At 64.7% G+C, this 21,130-nt stretch carries 20 protein-coding genes; 3 read left to right on the top strand and 17 right to left on the bottom strand.

Annotated elements, in window-relative coordinates; all coding sequences use genetic code 11:
* Positions 1–79: 79 nt before the first annotated feature.
* Positions 80–232: a hypothetical protein gene (locus IE083_RS13395; protein WP_189354372.1), complete on the bottom strand. Its 153-nt coding sequence runs from the start codon at positions 230–232 to the stop codon at positions 80–82.
* A gap of 150 nt (positions 233–382) precedes the next feature.
* On the opposite strand from IE083_RS13395, the gene IE083_RS13400 reads away from it, so the two are divergent.
* Positions 383–3,124, top strand: coding sequence for a sensor domain-containing protein (locus IE083_RS13400; RefSeq protein ID WP_189354374.1), 2,742 nt, complete (start codon positions 383–385; stop codon positions 3,122–3,124).
* 92 nt (positions 3,125–3,216) lie between these two features.
* On the opposite strand, the gene IE083_RS13405 is transcribed toward IE083_RS13400, so the two are convergent.
* The 4 genes from IE083_RS13405 to IE083_RS13420 all read right to left on the bottom strand — a co-directional run bounded on the left by IE083_RS13405 (position 3,217) and on the right by IE083_RS13420 (position 7,165).
* Positions 3,217–3,897 carry a Crp/Fnr family transcriptional regulator gene (locus IE083_RS13405; protein ID WP_189354376.1) on the bottom strand — a complete coding sequence of 227 codons (681 nt, stop codon included), beginning with the start codon at positions 3,895–3,897 and terminating at the stop codon, positions 3,217–3,219.
* 196 nt (positions 3,898–4,093) lie between these two features.
* The gene (locus IE083_RS13410) at positions 4,094–5,641 is read right to left on the bottom strand and encodes a nitrite reductase (protein WP_189354378.1); all 1,548 of its coding nucleotides are present in this window, start codon (positions 5,639–5,641) and stop codon (positions 4,094–4,096) included.
* Positions 5,638–6,849, bottom strand: coding sequence for a heme d1 biosynthesis radical SAM protein NirJ (nirJ, locus tag IE083_RS13415; RefSeq protein WP_189354380.1), 1,212 nt, complete (start codon positions 6,847–6,849; stop codon positions 5,638–5,640). The genes IE083_RS13410 and nirJ overlap by 4 nt, the downstream gene beginning before the upstream one ends.
* 100 nt (positions 6,850–6,949) lie before the next feature.
* Positions 6,950–7,165: a hypothetical protein gene (locus tag IE083_RS13420; RefSeq protein WP_189354382.1), complete on the bottom strand. Its 216-nt coding sequence runs from the start codon at positions 7,163–7,165 to the stop codon at positions 6,950–6,952.
* A 178-nt stretch (positions 7,166–7,343) separates the two neighbouring features.
* Here IE083_RS13420 and IE083_RS13425 point away from each other — a divergent pair, with 178 nt between their 5' ends.
* Positions 7,344–8,216, top strand: a complete 873-nt coding sequence (locus IE083_RS13425) for an EamA family transporter (protein WP_189354384.1) — start codon at positions 7,344–7,346, stop codon at positions 8,214–8,216.
* An 81-nt stretch (positions 8,217–8,297) separates the two neighbouring features.
* On the opposite strand, the gene IE083_RS13430 is transcribed toward IE083_RS13425, so the two are convergent.
* The 7 genes from IE083_RS13430 to IE083_RS13460 all read right to left on the bottom strand — a co-directional run bounded on the left by IE083_RS13430 (position 8,298) and on the right by IE083_RS13460 (position 15,570).
* On the bottom strand, positions 8,298–9,695 hold the full coding sequence (locus tag IE083_RS13430; protein WP_189354386.1) for a diguanylate cyclase domain-containing protein: 1,398 nt from the start codon (positions 9,693–9,695) through the stop codon (positions 8,298–8,300).
* A gap of 134 nt (positions 9,696–9,829) precedes the next feature.
* A complete protein-coding gene (gene ahbB, locus IE083_RS13435; RefSeq protein ID WP_189354388.1) occupies positions 9,830–10,870 on the bottom strand; it encodes a siroheme decarboxylase subunit beta in 1,041 nt (346 codons plus the stop codon).
* A gap of 13 nt (positions 10,871–10,883) precedes the next feature.
* Entirely contained in the window at positions 10,884–11,867 is a 984-nt protein-coding gene (ahbB, locus tag IE083_RS13440) for a siroheme decarboxylase subunit beta (RefSeq protein ID WP_189354390.1), read from the bottom strand.
* Positions 11,867–13,048, bottom strand: coding sequence for a cytochrome D1 domain-containing protein (locus tag IE083_RS13445; protein ID WP_189354392.1), 1,182 nt, complete (start codon positions 13,046–13,048; stop codon positions 11,867–11,869). Before IE083_RS13445 ends, ahbB (IE083_RS13440) begins: the two co-directional genes overlap by 1 nt.
* Positions 13,045–13,410 (bottom strand): c-type cytochrome, encoded by a 366-nt coding sequence (locus IE083_RS13450; RefSeq protein ID WP_189354394.1) that lies wholly within the window; start codon positions 13,408–13,410, stop codon positions 13,045–13,047. The genes IE083_RS13445 and IE083_RS13450 overlap by 4 nt, the downstream gene beginning before the upstream one ends.
* 114 nt (positions 13,411–13,524) lie before the next feature.
* Positions 13,525–13,833: a c-type cytochrome gene (locus tag IE083_RS13455; protein ID WP_189354396.1), complete on the bottom strand. Its 309-nt coding sequence runs from the start codon at positions 13,831–13,833 to the stop codon at positions 13,525–13,527.
* Positions 13,834–13,875: 42 nt separating this feature from the next.
* Entirely contained in the window at positions 13,876–15,570 is a 1,695-nt protein-coding gene (locus IE083_RS13460) for a nitrite reductase (protein ID WP_189354397.1), read from the bottom strand.
* A gap of 279 nt (positions 15,571–15,849) precedes the next feature.
* Here IE083_RS13460 and IE083_RS13465 point away from each other — a divergent pair, with 279 nt between their 5' ends.
* A complete protein-coding gene (locus tag IE083_RS13465; RefSeq protein WP_189354399.1) occupies positions 15,850–16,767 on the top strand; it encodes a bestrophin family protein in 918 nt (305 codons plus the stop codon).
* Between the two features lie 69 nt (positions 16,768–16,836).
* On the opposite strand, the gene IE083_RS13470 is transcribed toward IE083_RS13465, so the two are convergent.
* The 5 genes from IE083_RS13470 to IE083_RS15855 form a co-directional block, all read right to left on the bottom strand.
* Positions 16,837–18,675, bottom strand: a complete 1,839-nt coding sequence (locus IE083_RS13470) for a nitric oxide reductase activation protein NorD (protein WP_189354401.1) — start codon at positions 18,673–18,675, stop codon at positions 16,837–16,839.
* Position 18,676: 1 nt separating this feature from the next.
* Positions 18,677–19,486: a CbbQ/NirQ/NorQ/GpvN family protein gene (locus IE083_RS13475; protein WP_189354403.1), complete on the bottom strand. Its 810-nt coding sequence runs from the start codon at positions 19,484–19,486 to the stop codon at positions 18,677–18,679.
* An 11-nt stretch (positions 19,487–19,497) separates the two neighbouring features.
* The gene (locus IE083_RS13480) at positions 19,498–19,758 is read right to left on the bottom strand and encodes a hypothetical protein (RefSeq protein WP_189354405.1); all 261 of its coding nucleotides are present in this window, start codon (positions 19,756–19,758) and stop codon (positions 19,498–19,500) included.
* A gap of 86 nt (positions 19,759–19,844) precedes the next feature.
* A complete protein-coding gene (locus IE083_RS13485; RefSeq protein WP_229799750.1) occupies positions 19,845–20,801 on the bottom strand; it encodes a DMT family transporter in 957 nt (318 codons plus the stop codon).
* 142 nt (positions 20,802–20,943) lie between these two features.
* Positions 20,944–21,130, bottom strand: a 187-nt coding sequence (locus IE083_RS15855; RefSeq protein ID WP_229799751.1) for a hypothetical protein, incomplete at its 5' end; no start/stop codon positions are given.

Below are 21,130 nucleotides of genomic sequence, written 5' to 3' on the forward strand. Positions count from 1 at the left end.
CCAAGAGCGCTCGCGACATTCTGCAGAAGGTCATGCGCGCGAATCGCCGCTTAAGCTCCAAGAAGAACGGAACACTACACTAGATTGTTTTTGTAAACAAAACCCCAGCAAGCCTTGTGTTTGCTGGGGTTTTTGTATCATCCATACTTACCGGAACACACCATGCCGGCAATGCCATCTTTGCAGTTGCTCCGGCAAAAATACTCACCTTACGAATAACGGCAAAAAACATGACAAATCATCAACCGGGAATGGCCTATTGTTAGGGGAATGCGGGCGGTTTGCCAGACTGACGGCCCGCCTGCTCCGGCAAATAACAGGGATTTGGCCCGACACCATGAACTCTGAGCCATCAAACGACCTTCATGACCTTCCACCCGAGATGCCGACCCTGGTCGCACGTCTGGCCTGGGGTGGCGGCACACTGGTTACCCTGCTGGTACCGCTCGTCTTCTTCATTGTCGGCTACCAGAGCGATGTCGCCCGCCTGGAATCGGCACTGCAGGCCGGGATTTACCGCGCCACCGGGTCGGCAGCCACATGGGGCGCACCGCATTCGCCGCAAGCCGTGCTGGCGGCACTGGAGTGGCTGCCCTCCGATACCAGCATCCGCATCACCGATGACCAGCAGCAACTGCTGGCCAGCCAGAATGTGGAGCCCCCCGCGCCGCGCCTGACCCGTAGCGCAGCCCTGAACCTGGATGCCGGACGTAGCGGGCAACTGGTGCTAAGCCATTCCATTCTTCCGCTGCTGCTGTATGCGCTGTTAATGTTCGTGCCGGGGATGATGCTCGGGACCATTGCCTTCATCGCGCTGAGAGACCTGCCAATGCGTGTTTTCCACCGTACCCTGCAGGAAATCGCCATCCGCAAGGTGGCGGAGGGAAAGCTGGCCAAATCCCTGTCCATTTTCTCGGCCACGCTGGAATCCACTGCCGACGGCATTCTTGTCACCGACATCTGCGGTCGTGAGGTGGTTGCCAATCAGCGCTTTCGTGACATGTGGCACCTGCACCGTTCAGCCAGTCTCTATGCCAACACCAATGAAACGCTGCTGGAGCTGAGCAACAAGCTGCGTGATCCGGCCACGTTTGTGGCAACGATCAAGGATCTGACCAGGCACATAGACGTCAACCAGGGCAGCACGCTGGAATTGCGCGACGGGCGTCACTTCGAATGGAACTCCCAGCCGCAGTTCGTCAATGGCCAGGTAGTCGGGCGGGTAACCAGTTTCCGCGATGTCAGCAACCGCAAACAGGCCGAAGCACTGCTATCCATCGAGAATGAAGTGCTGGAAATGGTAGTCTGCGGCCAACCTTTAAAAGCGGCACTGGGCGTACTGGCCGATCATGTAGAGGTACTGTCCGGCGAAATGTTCTGCACCATCCTGTTCCGCAAAGACAGTGAAGGCGTAGAGCTGGCCTGCGTTTCCGGGCGCAGCCTGCCAAGCAATGTGGTCGACCGCATCATCCATCACGAGCAAGTGGTGCTGGGCAAGGTTTTTACCGCGATCACCAAACTGGAAAACATGCCGCAACATGGTCTGTCGGACGAATACAGCGGCGTGATCGAGAACATCGGCAACCATCCGATCTGGGCAGATTACTGCCGCCTGATGGCAAACCATGGCGTGCATGCCTGTTTTGCGGTAGCCGTGCGCTCCTCTGACAGCGCGCTGCTGGGGCTGATCGTGGCGCATTACCGCGACCCGTCCAGACAGCAGCCGCATGACCGCGAACTGATGTGGGTTGCCGCCCACCTGGTCCACATTGCCATGGAGCGGCGCCAGGCCGAAAACCGGCTGCAGGTGCTGGCCCACTACGACACCCTGACCCGCCTGCCAAACCGGGCGCTGTTTCATGACCGCCTCAACCAGGCGCTGACCCGGCTGGAGCGGAGCAAAGGCTTGGTGGCACTGATGTTTATTGACCTGGACCGTTTCAAGACCATCAACGACACGCTGGGCCACGACCTGGGTGACCAGCTGCTGTGCGAGGCCTCGGCAAGATTGCTGGCCTGCGTACGCGATACGGATACCGTGGCACGCCTGGGTGGCGATGAGTTCACCATCATCCTGGAGCAGATCAGCAAGGCCGAGGATGCTGCTGGCGTGGCCAGCAAGATCATCGAAGTGTTCGCGGCGCCGTTCCACCTTGGGCACCAGGAAACCTTCGTCACGCCCAGCATCGGCATCACCGTCTATCCGGCTGATAGCGAAAACAGCAGCCACCTGATCAAGTACGCAGATACCGCGATGTACCGTGCCAAGGAAGACGGCGGCAACGGCTACCGCTTCTTTACCAGCGAGATGAATACCCTTGCCTCCGACCGGCTGGAAATGGAAAGCGGCCTGCGCCGCGCGCTGGCCCGCGGCGAGTTCGAAGTCTACTACCAGCCCAAACTCAATCTGGCGGACGGCTGCATTACCGGTGCCGAGGCACTGCTGCGCTGGAGGCATCCGCAGCGAGGGCTGGTTTCTCCCGGCGAATTCATCCCCATCCTGGAAGAAACCGGCCTGATCGAACAGGTTGGCAGCTGGGTGCTGAAAACCGTCTGCACCCAGATCCGCAGCTGGCAGGAGGCGGACTCACTGCCGCCGCTGGTCATCGCCGTCAATCTCTCCGGGCGGCAGTTGCAACGCAGCAACCTGGCAGCCACCATTGCCGACATTCTTGAAGAAACCGGTATGGATCCGCGCTTCCTGGAGCTGGAAGTCACCGAAAGCGTCCTGATGCACGATCCGCAATGTGCGGTCGACATCCTGATGCAGATACGTAACAAGGGCATCCTGCACATTGATGTCGATGATTTCGGCACCGGCTATTCGTCGCTCAGTTACCTCAAGCAATTCCCCATCGACTGCCTGAAACTGGACAAGTCCTTTGTCGACGGCCTGCCGCATGACGAAGACGACATTGCCATTTCCCAGGCCGTCATCGCCATGGCACACAGTCTCAGGCTGACTGTCATCGCCGAAGGCGTGGAGAAAGAGGAACAGCTGGCCTTCCTGCGTGACAATGGCTGCGACATCATCCAGGGCTACATCATCAGCCCGCCGGTGCCGGCCCACGCCTTTGCCCGGCTGGTACAGGCACGGGCGAACAGCACAACGGCACCGCCGTAAAGCAGCCACGACAAGGTTGGCCGCAATGCAAACACCGCCCCGGCCGGCATGGCGGGGGCGGTGTCGTCATGACCATGACGGGAGCGGCCGGCTCAGGCTACGCCGAAGTCGCGCATGGCATCCAGATCCTTCAGCACGATGTCGCGGCCGCGCACCTCGATCAGCCCCTCGTCTGCCAGCTGGTGCAGCACGCGGGAAAAGGTTTCCGGCGTCAGGTTCAGTCGTGACGCAATCAGGTTTTTGTTGACCGGCAGGTGCACCACCGAGCCGGTGCTGGCATCGTCCTCCACCTGCAGCAAGTAACCGACCACACGCTGCACCGCGCTCTCTACCGAATAGCGTTCCACATCGCGCACCAGGCTGTGCAGGCGCAGCGCCAGACCGGCCAGCATGCGCTGGGCAAAGGCCGGGTCCTCGGCCAGGGCGCTGAAAATCACCTCGGCACTGACATGCAGCAGCAGGCCGTCCTCGACGAATTGCGCCATTACCGGATAGGGCCGGCCCAGGAACATCACTGCCTCGGCAAAGCTTTGGCTCGGATGCAGGATTTCCATTACCTTTTCGGTGCCGTTCTGCGCGGTCAGCGCCAGTTTGACCTTGCCATATACCACCAGATACATGCCGTCACAGGGATCACCCTTCTGGAAGATGACCTGCCCCTTCTGGCCACGCACCTCGCGGGTGCCTGGCACCAGCGCTTCGCGCTGCTCATCGGTCAGTTGCTGGAACAGTGGCTGATGCTGCAAAAAAGTCCGGATATCAATATGATTCATTGCTGTTTTCCTGCGGGTATCGCACCCGCCCGTAAGGGATGACACAAGGCTACGCGCAGCTACCGTGCGCCGCCATGCACCAAAAGGGGCGCCCCCCTCAGCCAAAAGGGCTAGGGCCTGCGATCTGCGGCCAACCCCAGGGTCTGTTGACGTTTCGTTTGTGGATCGCGTCTGGATCAAAACCCGCAGGGCCGGGCTAGTGGCTTGTGCCTTCCGAGCGGGTTACCTTGTTATATACATTGTACTTGCCGATCGGCTTCATCATCGGCAATGCCGCCACCTCCCTGAACGTCGCCGCATCCACCACCACCAGTTCGCCCGGTGTTTCCATGATGCTGACCAATGCGTAGCGGCCGTCGCGGGTAAATTCGACATGGGCATTGGTCTTGCCCGGTCGCAGCGTCAGCTGGCGCACTGCCTGCAGCGTGCGCTTGTCGATGATGGTCAGTGTATCGCGGCGTGGCGACATCATGGCATCCACCCAGGCATAAGGTGTGTTCTCGTGACTGCGCAGGAAAAAACCCGGCCCCGGCGTGGCGATGTCGGCCGCCACCTGCCAGCGGTCCATGTCGATCACCGTCACACGGCCGCTCTTCAGGTTCGGCGTCGCCATGTAATGATGACCACCCTGCTCGAAGGTGATGCCGGAGCCGAGGTGCGGCATGCCGTCCAGCGGCAATGTCGCCACCTTGCTGCGCGCATCGAGATTGATCACCTGTGCCTGGCCGTCGCGCGAGGCGGCCATTACATGGCGGTAATCGCCGTCAAAGAAGAAGTCATCCAGCACCATCGACAGCGGCGTCACCCGCGGACTGAGAAAGCCGGGCACCGCCAGCCCCTCGCCCATCTGGTAATCATGCACATAACCGGGATAGATCGGCGCCGCCTGCGGATTATAAGATATCTCCCACAACTCGGCGGCATCCTTCAGCGCTACCACGAAGCTCTGCCGTGGCGCGGCATCGTACACCGCCGACACCCGTGACGGCTTGCCCGCCTTGTCCTTCACCGCAAAGGTTTTTACCGGTTTCAGCCCGTTGGCGTCGAGCAGCACCAGCGTTTCCGGCAAGGTGTTGCCGGCCAGCACCCAGCGCCCGTCGCCGGATACCGCCACGTTGCGGGTGTTCAGCCCGACGCGTATCTCGGCCACCGGCTGCAGCGTGTACAGATCGTACTGCGTCACCCAGCCGTCGCGGCTGGCAAAGTAGACGAAACGGCCATCGGGCGAAAACTTCGGCCCGCCGTGCAGCGCGAAGCGGCTCTTGAAACGCGTGATCGGGGTGAAACGGTCGCCATCGAGCACCGTGACATGGTGATCGCCGGCCTCCACCACCACGAACAGGTTTTGCGGATCAACGTTGGCCGCAAAGCCTGGCCGCGGCGGCAGTTTTGCCGGGTCGGCATACTGGATGCGCGACGCGGCAGTATCCGCCTCGCGCCACAGCGGCGGCGTCGCCGGCGGCGTCGCCAGCCACCCCGCCAGCTCGCTGATTTCGGCGTCGGACAGCGTGCCGGCAAAGCCGGCCATCTGCGTGGCAGCACGGCCATGACGGATCACCGCCAGCACTTCGGCCGGCTTGATGCGCTCCAGGCTCTGCGGCAACAGCGCCGGCGCCATTGCGCCCATGCGCTGGGCGCCGTGGCAACTGAGGCAATGCTGCTGGTAAAGATCGGCCGGACTGGCGGCGACCGTTGCCAGCGGCAGGCTGACCATGCCGGCCAGCAACAGGCTGGCAAGTCTCATCGGCACCCCTCCACTTGCGGCATGATGCGCTGCCACGGCGTCAGCTGCGGCAATGTGTAGGCCCCCTCCGCCACGCCGATCTCGGCATCGCTGAGGTAGCAGGCCGGATCGGAGGCCCAGAAGTCGTCGCTCAGTTCCCATGCCCGCACCCGCGTGTTGCCGTTACAGATTGCCAGGTGGGCACAGGCGGCACAGCGGCCATGTACTGGCCGCGGCCGCTGCTTGAGACCGGCCATCAGCGGATGAGAGACATCCGGCCAGATCTCGGAAAACGGCCGCTCGCGTACATTGCCCAGCGTCACCTTCCACCACATGGTATCGGGATGCACGTTGCCGAGGTTGTCGATATTGGCAACGTTGACGCCGCTGGCGTTGCCGCCCCACTGAGTCAGACGCTGGCGCAGGGCGTCCAGCTGCTCGGGATAGTGCCGCGCCGCCCACTGCAGCAGGTAGACGCCGTCGGCATCGTTGTTGCCGGTGACGAATTCCTTGGTCGTACCGGCCCGGATGTGGGCCAGACAGGATTCGATCAGCAGTTCCATCGCCCAGCGCGTGCGCGCGTGACGGGCATCGCTGTCGCGGTGCTTGTTGCCGCGGCCGGCGTAATTGAGATGCGAGAAGTAGAACTTGTCGATGCCCTCGTCGCTCACCAGCTGCAGCAGCGCCGGCAGATCATGGGCATTGTGCTCGGTCATGGTGTAGCGTACGCCGACCTTCATGCCGGCGTCGCGCGCCAGGCGGATGCCGTTCAGCGACAGTGCAAAACCGCCGTCAAGGCGGCGGAACTTGTCGTGGGTGGCACCGATACCGTCGAGGCTGACACCGACATAATCGAAACCGACATCGGCAATGCGGCCAACGTTGGCCGCATTGATCAGCGTCCCGTTGCTGGACAGGCCGACGTAGAAACCCATTTCCTTGGCGCGGCGGCCGATGTCGTAGATATCCGGGCGCAGCAGCGGCTCGCCGCCGGACAGGATCAGTACCGGCACGCCGAAAGCCTTCAGATCGTCCATCACCGCGAATACTTCGGCGGTACTCAGCTCGCCGGCAAAATCCTTGTCGGCGGAGATGGAGTAGCAGTGCTGGCAAGTCAGGTTGCAGCGGCGGATCAGGTTCCAGATCAGTACCGGACCGAGCGGGTTGCGCGACCGCGCAACAGGAGAAGGTTGCAACAGGCTTTGCAAATAATGGGTAAGGCGTAGCATGACAGCCATCCTGCAATGACGATGGCGTCATCGTCGGACTTATACCGGACGGCCTCATTGACCACAGTCAAGAGCTTGCCGCTCCGGCCAGCCGTGCCGCTCAGTGCCAGCGCAGAGGATGCTGCCTCAGCCACTGCCTCAGGTAGTGGCCACCATGCGCGATACCGACCACGATACCGGCTCCGGCCAACGCCGCCAGCAGCAATAGCAGCAATAGCAGCAACCACGGCTGCGACATGAACAGCACCAGCACGAGGACGGCGGTAAACAAGTAGACGCCGTTATACCAGCCACGCTGCTTGTACAAGGAAGTCATGATGCGGTCCCCTCCGGTCTGCCCCTGCCCGCTGGCGGGACGGGCCGTTAGCGTTTCACGCCCGGCGGCGCTTACTTCATTGTAGTGCCTGCCGCACAATACGCTCACGCCCGCCGTTTTCAAGCGGCGCGCCATCGCCTATCATCGCCACCCCGTCCCGACATTACAAAGCCATTCCATGCGTCACCTGATCATCGTTACCGTCCTGTGGGCGTTTTCCTTCAGCCTGATCGGCGAATACCTGGCCGGCAAGGTCGACAGCGACTTCGCCGTGCTGCTGCGCGTGCTGATCGCCGCCGCGGTGTTCCTGCCGTTTACCCTCTGGCGCGGACTGCCATCGCGGCTGGTGGCCGGCTTCTGGCTGGCCGGCGCGCTGCAGTTCGGCGTCACCTATCTGTGCCTGTACCGCAGCTTTGCCGTGCTGACGGTGCCGGAGGTGCTGCTGTTCACTGTGCTGACGCCGATCTACGTCACCCTGCTTGACGATGCGCTGGCGCGCCGTCTCAACCGCTGGGCACTGCTGGCCGCCGCAGTGGCGGTCAGCGGCGGCATCATCATCCGCTTTCAGCCGCTGGAGGGCGAGTACCTGACCGGCTTCCTGCTGCTGCAGCTGGCCAACCTCACCTTTGCCGCCGGTCAGGTGCTGTGCCGCCGCCTGCTGCAGCACTATCCGGTATCGCAGCCGCTGCACCGCTTTTTCGGCCATTTCTTCCTCGGTGCGCTGCTGCTGGCGCTGCCGTCCTATCTGGTCTTCGGCAACCCGGCGCGTCTGCCGCACACCGCGATGCAGTGGAGCGTGCTGGTATACATGGGCCTGTTCGCCACCGCACTGGGCATGTACTGGTGGGTGAAGGGCAGCACCCGCGTCAGCGCCGGCACGCTGGCGATCATGAACGAGCTGCACGTACCGGTCGGCCTGCTGGTCAACGTGCTGATCTGGAACCGCGATACCGACCTGACACGCCTGGCGCTGGGCGGCGCGGTGATCCTGGCATCGTTGTGGGTGAATCACCAGGGCCGGTCGCGCCTGCCGGCCCCGGCCGCCGCCTGAGCGCATGACAACGTTGGCCGCAAGCAGCGGGTGCCTGCGGCCAACGTTTTGTCTGGCAGAGGGATAGCGGAGTCAGGGCGCTTACGCCGGCTGCGGCGCGCAGCCGCCGTCACCGGACAGGGAATGATCCTGCGGCGGCAGGCGGGGCTCGCCGCCCTTCTTCGCCCGGTACATCGCGCCGTCGGCGTGGCGCAGCAGCGCCTGCGCGGTGTCGCCGTGCTCCGGGTACAGCGCGACGCCGATGCTGGGCAGGATGCGCAGGCTGTGGCCGTCGATGGTCAGCGGCTGGTCCAGCGCCCCGCGCAGCTTGTCGGCGGCCGGCTGCGCGTGTTCCGGCTGCTGCAGGCTTTCCAGCAGCACCACGAACTCGTCGCCGCCGATGCGCGCCACGGTGTCGGTCTCGCGCACGCACTGCTTCAGCTGCCTGGCGACCGCGCGCAGCAGCTGGTCGCCTACCGCATGGCCGTGGGTGTCGTTGACCTGTTTGAACTTGTCGAGATCGAGATACAGCAGCGCCAGCCGCCCCTGTTCGCGCCGCGCCCGCGCCAGCGCGGTATGCAGCCGGTCGAACAGCAGGCCGCGGTTGGGCAGCCCGGTCAGCTCGTCGTACTGCGCCATGTAGCGCAGCCGCGCGTGCAGCTGGTGACGCTCGATGGCGGTGGCGATCTGGTTGGAGACGAACTGCAGCAGCTCCTTGTCCTTTTCGCCGTAGCGTACGCCGCCGCAGTAGCTTTTCAGCACCAGCGCGCCGATGGTGCCGCGGGAGGAGTTGAGCGGCAGCCCCAGCCAGCACAGCGACTTGCGGCCAACGATCTGGCGCAGGTGCGCCGGGGAGTCGGCCAGCGTCTCCGGGGTCAGCAGCAACGGCTGGCCACTGCGGATCACCTCGGCGCAGAGTGTGCCGGCGGCCGGCTTGCGCACCACCGGCGACGGCTCCTGCACGTCGACGTGGTAGGGAAAGCTCAGCTGGTCGTGCACCGCGTCGTACAGTGCCACCGAGAAATTGTCTGCCGGCAGCAGCTCGCCGATGATGCGGTGTATGCGCCGGAACAGCGCCATCATGTCCTCCGCCGCGTGCGCCGCCTCGGAAATCGCGTACAGCGCCGCCTGTATCGAGGCCGCCTGCTTCAGCTCGGTCACGTCGCGCGCCACCGCCACGCGCACCTGTTCGCGCTCGGACCAGCGCGCCGACCACATGATGTGCACCACCTGCCCGTCCTTGCGCATGTAGCGGTTCTCGAAGTGGGGATTGGGTTGGCCGGCCATGATCTGCTTGGCCGCCTGCAGCGTGCGCGGCCGGTCTTCCGGCAACACCAGCTCGATCATCGGCTTGCCGATCATCTCTTCCGGCGCGTAGCCGAAAATGCGTTCGCAGGCGGCGCTGACGAACACGAAGCGGCCCTCGGCATCGACAACGCAGATGGCGTCGAGCATCAGGTCGATGAAATTGCCCAGCGGCGCGCAGGTCTTGGTTTCCATATCGGCAAGCATACCGGCAATTGATATTGACGGGCAGTGCCTGCAGACCGTTCACGCATCCGTACTGCCACTGGCTGAAGTGTTGGCGATAGCCGTGACAATTTCCAGTGCCGCCGGCAAAAAAACGGCGCGGCTCAGATGCGCAGCCCGCTCTTTTTCAGCATGCGGGTGGAGAACAGCACCTCGTGGTCACGACAGGCGTTGCCCAGCAGCTGGCGGATGGCGGCGACCTGCTGCAACACCTCGTCGCGGCTGCTGCCGTGACACATGGCAAACAGGCTGTACGGCCACTGCGGCAGCCGGCGCGGGCGCCGGTAGCAGTGGCTGACAAACGGCAAGCCGCCAACCTGCTCGCCCAGCACATCAATCTGCGCATCATCGACATCGAACACCGCCATGCCGTTGGCAGCATAGCCGATGGCGTAATGGTTGGGCACCGCGCCGATGCGGCGGATGACGCCGTTTTGCAGCATGCGCTCCAGCCGCCGGCAAACCTCGTCCTCCGGCATCGCCAGCATATCGCCCAGTTCCCGGTACGGCCGCGGCAGCAGCAGCAACCCGCCCTGGCTCGCGCGGATCAGATCCCGGTCACGCTCGTCCAGCTCCACCTCGCAATTGTCCTCGCGGCTGTCCGGTAGCGTACCGACCGGCGCCTGGCCACCGACCGCGAAGCGCATGCCGACATAGTATTCGCGCAGCTTGGGAAAATCGTACACGTGCAGGCCGGTGGCAGCTTCGATGCTGCTGATGGCATCGGCGATGCCGCCGGGGGTGGCGGTGGCCAGCACGAACCACATATTGAAATGGTGTTCCCGGCGGTAGTTGTGCGCCACCGCCGGCAAGGCATTCACCTGTGCCGCCACCGCATCGAAGCGTGCCTCCGGCACTGCCAGCGCCGCCAGCACGAAGGCGCCGCCCATGCGTTCGATCTGGTACATCGGACCGAAACGGGTCAGTACCCGGCTGGCCAGCAGCCGTTGCAGCCGCATCAGCAGCACGCTTTCATCAAGACCGATGCTGTCGGCGACGGCGGCGTACGGTCGCGGCAGCAGCGGGAAGCCGCCCTGCAGCGTGTCGATGATCAGGCTGTCCGACGTGTCCAGCACCGTATCCGGCACGTCGGCCGCGTGTGGGGTATCGGCGGCGGGCACGGCGTGGGTCAATGGTGCGTTCATGGCAGGACTCCGGTCAGTAACGGGCGCCGCGCTGGGTATAGCGGCGGGTGGAAATCAGTACCGCCTGTGGCATCGCGGCCAGGCTATGGTTTGCGGCCAACCTTTGCGCGGCGGCGCGGGCGCCGGCGGCATCGCGGGCATGGATCATGCAGAACAGGTTGTACGGCCAGTGCGCGCCCTGCGGCGGCCGCGCGTAGCATAGCGTCACCACCGGATCGCCGGCCAGTGCCGCACCGATGGCATCGCGCGCTGCCGGCGGCACCTGCCACACGCACATTGCATTGGCATGAAAACCCAGCTCGTGATGGCGCAGCACCATACCGAAGCGGCGGATGACGCCGCTGCCCACCCAGCTCTGCAGCCGTTGCAGCACCTCGTCCTCATGCAGCGCACAGGCATCGGCCAGCAACGCGAACGGGCGCGACTGCAGCGCAATGCCTCCGTTCAGCGCCGCGATCAGGCGGCGATCGGCGTCGTCCAGCCGCGGAGCCGGCGGGGCAAGGGTTGGCCGCCGGGCCGGGCCGTCGGCGCCGAGGGCAAAGCCGAGATCGATGTGGTATTCGCGCTCCAGCGGCAGGTCCAGCGGCGCAAGGCCGGTGTCGGCGGCGATCTGCGCCAGCGCGGCGTCGATGCCGGCGCGATCCGGGGCCGTCAGCACGAACCACAGATTGTAGCGGTGTTCGCGCGCGTAGTTGTGATTGACCTCGCGCAGGCGGCTGACCCGCGCCGCCACCTCGTCCAGCCGCACCGGCGGCACCGCCAGCGCCGCCAGCGTGCTGACGCCGACGGTATTGGGCGCAAACACCGCGCCCACGCGGCCGAGCAGGCCGTCGGCGCGCGCCTGCGCCAGCGCCGTGAGCAAGGCGGGCTCCGTCATGCCCGCCTCCTCCGCCAGCAGGCGGAACGGCTGCGGCTGCAGCGGGAAATCGCGCTGGTAGCGGTCCAGCAGCGCCAGCAGCGGCGCGGGCTGCCCGTAAAGCTCTTGCGGCGCGCCCATTACATGCCCATCCGGCCGGCGCGCCAGCTGAAGAAGATGCCGGACGGATTGGCCGCCGGCAGTTGCTGCCGCGTCTGGAAGGTGGCGGTATCGACCACGACCAGCTTGTCGTCGTCGCGGCTGGACAGCCACACCGCGTCGCCACGGGCGGTGAACTCCATGTGCAGGATGGCGCGGCCGGGCTTCAGTGTCTTGACCACCTGCATCGTCGGCACGTCGATCACCTGTACGGTGTCGTTGTGCGGGAAGGCGAAGTTGACCCACACGCGGCGCCCGGACGGCTCCGCCATCACGAATACCGGCTGGCCGTACACCGGCACCCGCGCCACCTCCTGCCAGCTGCGGTTGTCCGCTACCAGCACCGAATGATGGCCGATGGCAGGCAGGAAGGCATAGCCACCGGCAATGCTCCAGCCGCGCAGGTGCGGCATCTTGTACACCGGCTGCGGTTCGCGGCCACGACCGTAACCATCCAGGATGCGGCGCACACCGGCTTGCGGCTGCCAGGTGTCGAGCAGTGCCAGGCCGTCGTCGCCGTACAGGCCGGCGATGTAGTAGCGACCGTCGCTGCTGGCCAGGCCGTCGTAGGGATTGCGGCCAACGTTGCGGTATTTGGTGACTTGCGGCGCGCGCGGATTGGCCGCATCCGCCACCCAGATCTCGCCGGCTTCGAACAGGCTGAAGGCGAAGCGGTTGCCGGGCAAATCGGCAAGGCCTACCACCTTGGACGGCTGGCCGTTATCGCCCACGGCCGGGATATCGGCCAGCAGCGCCAGGCTGTCGGCATCGAACAGCTTGACCCCGCCCGGACTGTAGTTCTGCGCCGCCACGATGCGGCCGTCGCTGGAAATGGCGCCGCCGATGCTGTTGCCGGCCTGCATCACCCGCGCCACCAGCTTGCCGGCGAGGATGTCGACCTTGCTGATGCCGCCGTCGCGGCCGAACACGTACACGTAGCGCGCATCGCGACTGTATACCAGCGAGGCGTGGGACAGGTCGCCCAGCCCGTCGACGCGTGCCAGCATGGTGTTGCTGCTGTTGCTGACCACCTGCACGCTGCCGGCGGCGCGCTCGATCACCACGCCCAGATCGCCGCTGCCGCGCAATGCCGGTGTGGCACAGCCGGCCAGCAGCACAAGCGTACCCGCCGCCATTGCGGCCAACCTTGCACGCGTGCTCATGGCGTCATCCCCCGCTGCAATTGTTGAATCAGCCACTGCGCCTCGGATTCGCTCATGAACGGCCGCCATGGCGGCATGGCACTGCCGGGGCGGCCATCAAGCAGGGTGGCGACCAGGCTGTCGGCCGGCTTGCCGGCCAGCGCGACGGCGGTCAGCGGGCTACCCAGCCCCCCGTTGAGGGTAAGGCCGTGACAGGCGCCACAATCTTCACGCAGCAAATGGCGCAACTCGGCGGCCCGCTGCGGGGCGGGAGAGATGATGCCGCTATCGGCATAGACGGCTTCGCTGATGAACAGGGCGGCACAACAGCCCAGCAACAGGCATTTTGCCGTCAGCGTACGGCAACAGGAAGGCAGTTTCATGGCGGGATTCCGGTCAGGCTTTCACGGCAGCAGGCAGCGCCTGCTGCGATCAAAGTCCGTGCCGCAGCGGCCAGCCCGGCTTTGGCCGGACCGGCTCGCATGATAAAGCAGTACTTACTGTGCCAACACCCACTTCACCAGCTGTTTGACATCAGCATCAGGCACCTGCGGATTAGGCGACATCGGCACCGGGCCGAAGCTGCCGGCACCGCCTTTTTTCACTTTCTCTTCCAGCTTGGCCTGCATGTTCTGGCCCTTGTACTTGTTGGCAATGTCCTTGAACGACGGGCCGACCAGCTTCTTGTCCATAGCGTGACAGGCCAGGCAGCTGTTTTTCTTTGCCAGGTCCAGCGAGGCATGGGCACTGGATGCCAGCAACAGGCTGCCGCTGAGCAGCAATGTGGTAAGCAGGGATGTTTTCATGATGTTCTCCGCGGCGGGCCGGATTGTGGCCCGCGCCAAGGGTTAGTAAACGTCGTGCTGGGTGTTGAATACGTTGAACTTGCCGGTCGGAGTGATCAGGCGTTTGTCCTTGATCACCGCCTTGCACTGGCGGGTCTTGTCATCGACCACCACGATGGCCGATTGCTTGTTCTTGGCGCTCCACACCGAGAACCACACCTCGTCACCGGCCTTGTTGTACTCCGGCTGTACCACACGCTTGGCACCGTCATCGCCAAGCTTGGCGCAGCCGGCCACGTCAACGATCTGCGGGCCCTTGGCCAGATTGTTGATGTCGTATACCGCCACGCTCTGGCTGATCTTGGCATCCGGGTTCAGCGGGGTATCCACCCACAGGTTCTTGGATTTCGGATGGGTCTTGATGAACAGCGAGCCGCCCCCCTGACCCTTGAAGGTTTCCACGGCTTTCCACGCATATTGCGGATGTTTCACCGGGTCGGTACCGATCAGTGTTACTTCCTCGCTGCCCAGGTGTGACGTGCTCCATACCGGGCCGTATTTCGGATGCACGAAGTTGGCGCCACGACCCGGGTGCGGGATCTTGCCGACATCGACCAGTGCGGCCAGCTTGCCGACCTTGGTGTCCACCACCGCGATCTTGTTGGAGGCGTTGGCCGCTACCAGGAAGTAACGGCCGCTGCTGTCGAAACCGCCATCGTGCAGGAACTTGGCCGAATCAAGGGTGGTGGTTTTCAGGTTGTTCAGGTCGGAGTAGTCAACCATCATGATCTTGCCGGTTTCCTTGGCATTGATCACGAACTCCGGCTTGTAGTGACTGCCGACGATGGAGGCCACACGCGGCTCGGGGTGGTACTCGTTATCCACCGTCATGCCACGGGTGGACACCACCTTGCGCGGCTTCAGGGTGTCACCGTCCATGATCACGAATTGTGGCGGCCAGTAGGTACCGGCCACGGCGATCTTGTCTTCAAAGCCCTTGAACTTGGAGGTTTCCACCGAGCGCGCTTCCAGTCCGACCTTGACCTCGGCGACGTTGTCCGGCTTCGGCAGCCACAGGTCGATCAGGTTGATACGGGCATCACGGCCGATCACGTACAGGTAGCGGCCGGACTTGGACATGCGCGAGATATGCACTGCGTAGCCGGTCTTGATGATGTTGATGATCTGCTTGCTGTCACCGTCGATCAGCGCCACCTCGCCGCTGTCACGCAGGGTGACGGAGAAGATGTTTTCCAGGTTGTAGCTGTTCATCTTCTTGGTCGGGCGCTTTTCTACCGGCAGGTAGATCTTGCGGGTCTTCTCGATATCGGCCAGCGAGTACTCCGGCGGTGTCGGCGGTTCCTGCTGGATATAGCGCGCCATCAGATCCACCGTGGCGGCATCCATCTCGCCCGAGGACTGCCAGTTCGGCATGCCGGCCGGGCTGCCGTAGCCAATGAATACCTTCAGGTAGTCGGTACCCTTGCCCAGAGTGATGTCCGGCGTCAACGGCTTGCCGGTTGCGCCCTTGCGCAGCACGCCGTGACAGCCGGCGCAGCGCTCGAAATAAATCTGCTTGGCCTGCTCGAATTCGGCCTTGGTCATCGGCGGCGCCTTGGGATCACTGTTTTTGTGCATCTCCTGCTGGCTCTGAACCGCCGGCTTGCTGACGGCGTCCGCCAGGGCCAGCGACGCAGCAAACGGCAAGGTTGCCAGTAATACGCCTTGTGCCAGTGCACTTATTCTGAAGCTTTTCATGATGCTCTCCACCACACTTTGAGGAAATTAATGCGTGCATCATCATCCGCTGCAACACCTCCAACATTGACTCTTGTCAATGGAATATGAGGCTCCGGCGGCAGTCTGCGGCAGTGCACAAAAAAAGTTGACGCTTGTCAATGGAATACGAGGTGCCGGCAACCATCTGCGGCAGTGCACAAAAAAATCTGCCCGCAGCACCTGCCAGTCTTGTGACGACGGCCGGCCAGCGCCTATGATGTCAGACCGTCCCATCCCGGTTATTTCCCATTCCCGACAATGATCATTCACTCCCGTCATCACTGGTTCGAGCTGCTGTTCGTCTGGCGCGGTTCGGTATTGCCACGCATCCTGCCCCGGCTATGCCTGGTTTTTCTCATCTCGCTGCTGTCTGCCTTTGCCAATAACTGGTGGATCAGCCAGCATGCACAGTCGTCACTGAACATCTACATCTTCACGCTGATGGGGGTGTCGCTGGCGATCTTCCTCAGTTTCCGCAACTCGGTCAGTTACGAGCGCTTCTGGGAGGCGCGCAAACAGTGGGGGGCGCTGCTGAACGTGGCGCGCACCCTGGCCGGAAAGTTGCTGGCGATCGCCGGCACCCGGCCCGAATCACGCCAGTTGCTGCACGGCGTCTGCGCCTTTGCCTATGCGCTGAAAGGCCAGCTGCGCGAGGATAACGTCGTTGTTCATCTGCAGCGCCTGCTGCCGAAGGAAGAATGGCAGGCGATTGCCGATTCACCCGACCAGCCGGCCCTGATCCTGAGTTACCTGCACCGCCTCAATGCCGGCCTGCGTCACAGCGGCAGCATCGACCAGTGGCAGTGGCAAAGCATAGACAGCAATCTGGATACGCTGTCCGATGTGGCAGGCGGCTGTGAACGCATCCGCGGCACGCCGATTCCGTTTACCTACCGCATCCTGCTCAACCGCACCGTCACCATCTATTGCCTGCTGCTGCCGTTCGGGCTGACCACCAGCATCGGCTGGCTGACGCCGATGATCGCGGTGTTCATCGCCTACACCTATATGGCGCTGGACGTGCTGGGTGAGGAACTGGAAGAACCGTTCGGCAAGGAAGGCAACGACCTGCCGCTGACCGCGCTATGCCACAACATCGAAGCGACGGTGTGCGGCATCCTGCGCCAGCCGATGCCGGTACCACCGCCCCAGCCGCACGGCATCTATCTGTACTGAACCCCACTCCTGCAGCAAAAAAGGTTGGCCGCACGATTGCGGCCAACCTTTTCTGTACATCGTGGTGCGTCAGGCGGTCAGGCTGGCGTACAGACTGGTCAGCACCTGCGGCAGGCGTCGTGCGTCGTGCACCACGCTGTAGCCGCGGCGGCCGAACAGGTGCGGCAGGTACTCGCCGGCCTCCTTGTCCACCGTGACGCAGAACGGAATCAGCCCTGCCCGCTTCGCCTCCAGCACCGCCTGGCGCGTGTCTTCCACACCATAGCGACCTTCGTAGTGATCGAGGTCGTTGGGCTTGCCGTCAGACACGATCAGCAGCAGGCGGCGCTGCGCCGGCTGTTCCAGCAGGATGCGGGTGGATTGGCGGATCGCCGCGCCCATGCGCGTGTAGTAGCCGGGGCGCAGCGCCAGGATGCGGCCGCGGGTGGTGTCGTCGTAGCGCTCGGCAAAATCCTTCAGCAGCAGGTAACGCACCTCGTCGCGGCGGATCGAGGAAAAGCCGTACAGGCCGAAGGCGTCGCCGCAGGCGGACAGCGCCTCGGCGAACAGCAGCAGGCTGTCGCGGATCACGCCGATTACCTGCCCGGCTTCGCCAAGCCAGCTCTCGGTGGACAGCGACAGGTCGGCCAGCAGCAGGCAGGCCATGCTGCGCCCGCCCGGCGGCCACGCCTGGTACAGCGGCGGCTCGGCCACCGCCACGCCGCTGCGTTTCTCGGCGAGGAAGCGGATCAGGCGGTCGAGGTCGATGTCCGGGCCGCTGGCCTCGCCGCTCTTGCGGGTACGCTCCGGCGACAGCGCCTGGAACTGGCGGCGCAGTCGCCGTGCCAGCGGTTGCAGCTGGTCCGGCAGCGGCGCCGGGGTGGCGTCGCGCGGCAGCATCGGCTTCAGGCAGCAGTGCTCGGCCACCAGCCGTTGCCGCTTGTAGTCCCATTCAGGCAGCAGGATGCCGCTGCCCAGCGGCGTGTCGTCGTAGGCGGCGGCCGGCAGGTCGAGGTCGAACTTCAGCCGGCTGGCGCGGCGGCGGTTGTCGCGGCTGATGGTCAGTGTGTTCATGTCCTCGGCGGCGGCACCGGCGTCTTCGATATCATCGTCATCGGTATGACGGTTGACACGCACGTACTCGTCCCAGGTAAAGATGCTCTCGGCGCGAAACACCAGCAACATGCCGTTCTTGCGCTCGTCGGCCGTGTCGCGCCGCGCGCGGTAACGGCGCTTTTTCTTCGTCTCCTTGCTGTCGCTGTCTTCCATCTCCGGCGTCTGCTTGTCGTCGGTACCTGCGGTCGGCGCGGTCGGCGGCGTCGGGTGCAGCCACAGCAGCACCGGCTGCGGCGGGGTACGGCACGGCGGCAACGCAATGGCGGCTTCCGGCTGCTGCAGTGCCTGACAGATCGCCGCCTCCTGCGCCGCGGCAGCGGCGTCGCGCGGCGTGTCACGCAGCGGCAACAGTGCCGTCACCAGCCGCTGGTACAGCGCGGCGAGGCCGGGCATCGCGGCAAGGCAGGCGGCACTGGCGCGGCGGTTGCGCGTCAGCCAGTCCCCATTGCCATCGTCGCCGTCGCCGTGTTGCGGCTGCGCCGCCAGCGCCATCAGCCAGAAGTACAGCTCGCGGTTGCGCGCTGCGTCGGGGAACAGGTCGATCTTCTCCGGCAGGTACAGCGACTGGCCGTCGCGCCACGCCAGTTCGACCTGCTCACCGGTGCCGGCGATGCGCTCCAGCAGCCGGCGCCGCGCGCCGTGGGTGGTGCCGACGGCGGTGCGCAGGGTCAGCGCCGGATCACCACCCATGGCGCGGAAGAACAGCGGCGCCTGTTTCTCGATCTGCGCCAGTGCCACCGCCGCCTGCGGATAGCCGCGGTAGGCGGTGCGGCGGATCAGCTTGTCCCACCAGCCGCCAACAAGGTCTTCCATGTCAGGCTCCGAACTGGGTGTCCACCACCGCCATCAGCGCCGCCAGGGTGTCCGCTTCGTCCGACAGCGGCTCGACCAGTGCGGTGCGGCAGGCCAGGCGCACGGCCATGCCGCTGGCGATCAGCTTGGCGCAGTACACCAGCAGGCGGGTGCTGACCGCCTCATCCAGATCGTAGCCGGTGAGGCGGCGGATCTGGCCGGCAAGCGTCACCAGCTGTGCGGCCAACCTTTCGTCTACCCCGCCCTCGTGCTGCACCACCGCGCGCTCCACTTCCGGCAGCGGGAAATCGAAGCTCAGCGCCACGAAACGCTGGCGGGTGGACGGTTTCAGCGTCTTCAGCACGTGCTGGTAGCCGGGGTTGTACGACACCACCAGCATGAAGCCGGGCGGTGCCTGCAATTCTTCGCCGGTACGCTCGATCGGCAGGATGCGGCGGTCGTCGGTGAGCGGATGCAACACCACGGTAGTGTCCTTGCGCGCCTCCACCACTTCGTCCAGATAGCAGATGCCGCCCTCGCGCACTGCGCGCGTCAGCGGGCCGTCGCACCAGCGGGTGTCGCCGCCGGCGATCAGGTGGCGGCCGACCAGGTCGGCGGCGGACAGATCATCGTGGCAGGATACGGTAAACAGCGGCAGGCCGAGCTTCGCCGCCATGTGTGCGACGAAGCGGGTCTTGCCGCAGCCGGTCGGGCCCTTGATCAGTACCGGCAGCTGCTGGCGCCAGGCGGTTTCGAATACCGTGCACTCGTCGGCGACGGGCTGATAGAACGGGAGGTTGGCCGCAAGTGCGGCACGGGCAGGCGCATTCATCGGGTGGATTCCTAGGTGAAGCTGATCAGCAGGCCCCCGCACACCAGCAGCAGCCAGCCGTGGACGATGCCGCGCAGCCACAGCGGAGCATGGCGCAGCGCCATCAGCGATTCGATGATGGCGACACCCTTGAGCCAGGCGCCGCCGAGCGTCAGCACTGCCAGCAGCACACCGCCGGTATGCGATTCACTCAGCAATGCCAGCAGCAGGGTCAGTGCCGACAGCCACAGCCAGGCCGGCCACACCGGCGGGGAAATACGGGGAGAATTCATGGCGGACATCATGCCGTAACGCCGCTGCGGCCAACCTTGATGACAAACAAGGAAAGCCCGCCCCCGCGCGGGCGGCGGGCAAAGCCTCAGCCGGCGTGGGCGGTGGCGGCCACCGGCTGCGGCCTGACGCGCAGCGCCGACAGTACGCCGGCAATCAGCAGGGCGATGCCGAGCAGGGTCAGCGGTGCCGGCCACTCGCCGCGCAGCAGGAAGGCGTAGCCCAGCGCCGCCAGCGTCTCGAACACGATCAGCTGCCCGGCCAGCGCGGTCGGCAGCCGCTGGCTGGCCTCGTTCCAGCACAGCGTGCCCAGCCACGAGGCGAACAGGCCGATCACCGCCATCAGGCCGAGAAAAACCAGCGGCCGAGGCCCGAACGGCATCGCGAACGGACTGTCGGCGACGGTCATGCCGCCCCACAGCAGCGCGTAACCGAGCAGCGCCAGCGGCAGTGTCGCCACGCCTTGCGCGGTGGCCCAGCTGCGCGGACTGCGGCCGGGATGATGGCGCAGCCAGTCGGCGTTGCGCAGCGGGTACCAGGTCCAGCACGCCACCGCCACCGTCGCCAGCAGGGCGCCGCTGAGGTAGCGGCCGAGATCGCCGCCCGCCTCGCGCTGCAGCGCCGCCAGCTCGACACTGTTGACGCAGCCGATGCCGACGCCGATCAGCAGCAGCGACGGCCACAGCTGCCGCCACGGCAGGCGGCCGTCGCGGCGCTGGTCGCGCAGGTTGGCGCTCACCGCGATCACCACCGGCAGCGTGCCGATGATCATGGTCGGCAGCGGCGCGCCGGCGCGCTGGATGGCGCTGGCCAGGCACAGGTAGTACAGCAGGTTGCCGATGGCGGCCAGTTTCAGCGCCTCCAGCCAGTCGTCGCGCGTCAGCTCGCGCAGCCGTACCCGATCCAGCCACGCCAGCAGCAGCGCGATCAGGCCGAAGGCGAGGTAGCGCCCCACCGACTGCAGCGCCGCCGGATATTCCGGCAGCAGTAAGGGACCGACGAAGACCAGCCCCCACATCAGCCCCGCCGCCAGTGCATACAACACGCCCGTTCCCATCGCCCTGCCCTCCGCCAAATAGGCCCACGGTAGCCCGTGGCGGCGGCGGCGTCTTGTACCAGATTGCGGCCAACCTTGGGCGCGACAACACCGGCGCGCGGCGTGGGCAGCGGTTCAGGCTCGCTTGCGCTCACGCCATGCAAGACAAAACGGCAGCACCAGTGGCGTTTATCCAGAGATGAACCGGCAGGCCGAGGGTGTTGCCCGCGCCGCAGCACCCGATGGCAATCAAGCCGCCGCAGCACCCTGCACTGCGTCCTAGCAGCCTGTCGGACTTAACGAGCCGTATGAGATAATTCGGATCATCCAAAACACAG

Origin of the sequence: Vogesella fluminis, from assembly GCF_014652335.1 — a bacterium.
GTDB lineage: Bacteria > Pseudomonadota > Gammaproteobacteria > Burkholderiales > Chromobacteriaceae > Vogesella > Vogesella fluminis.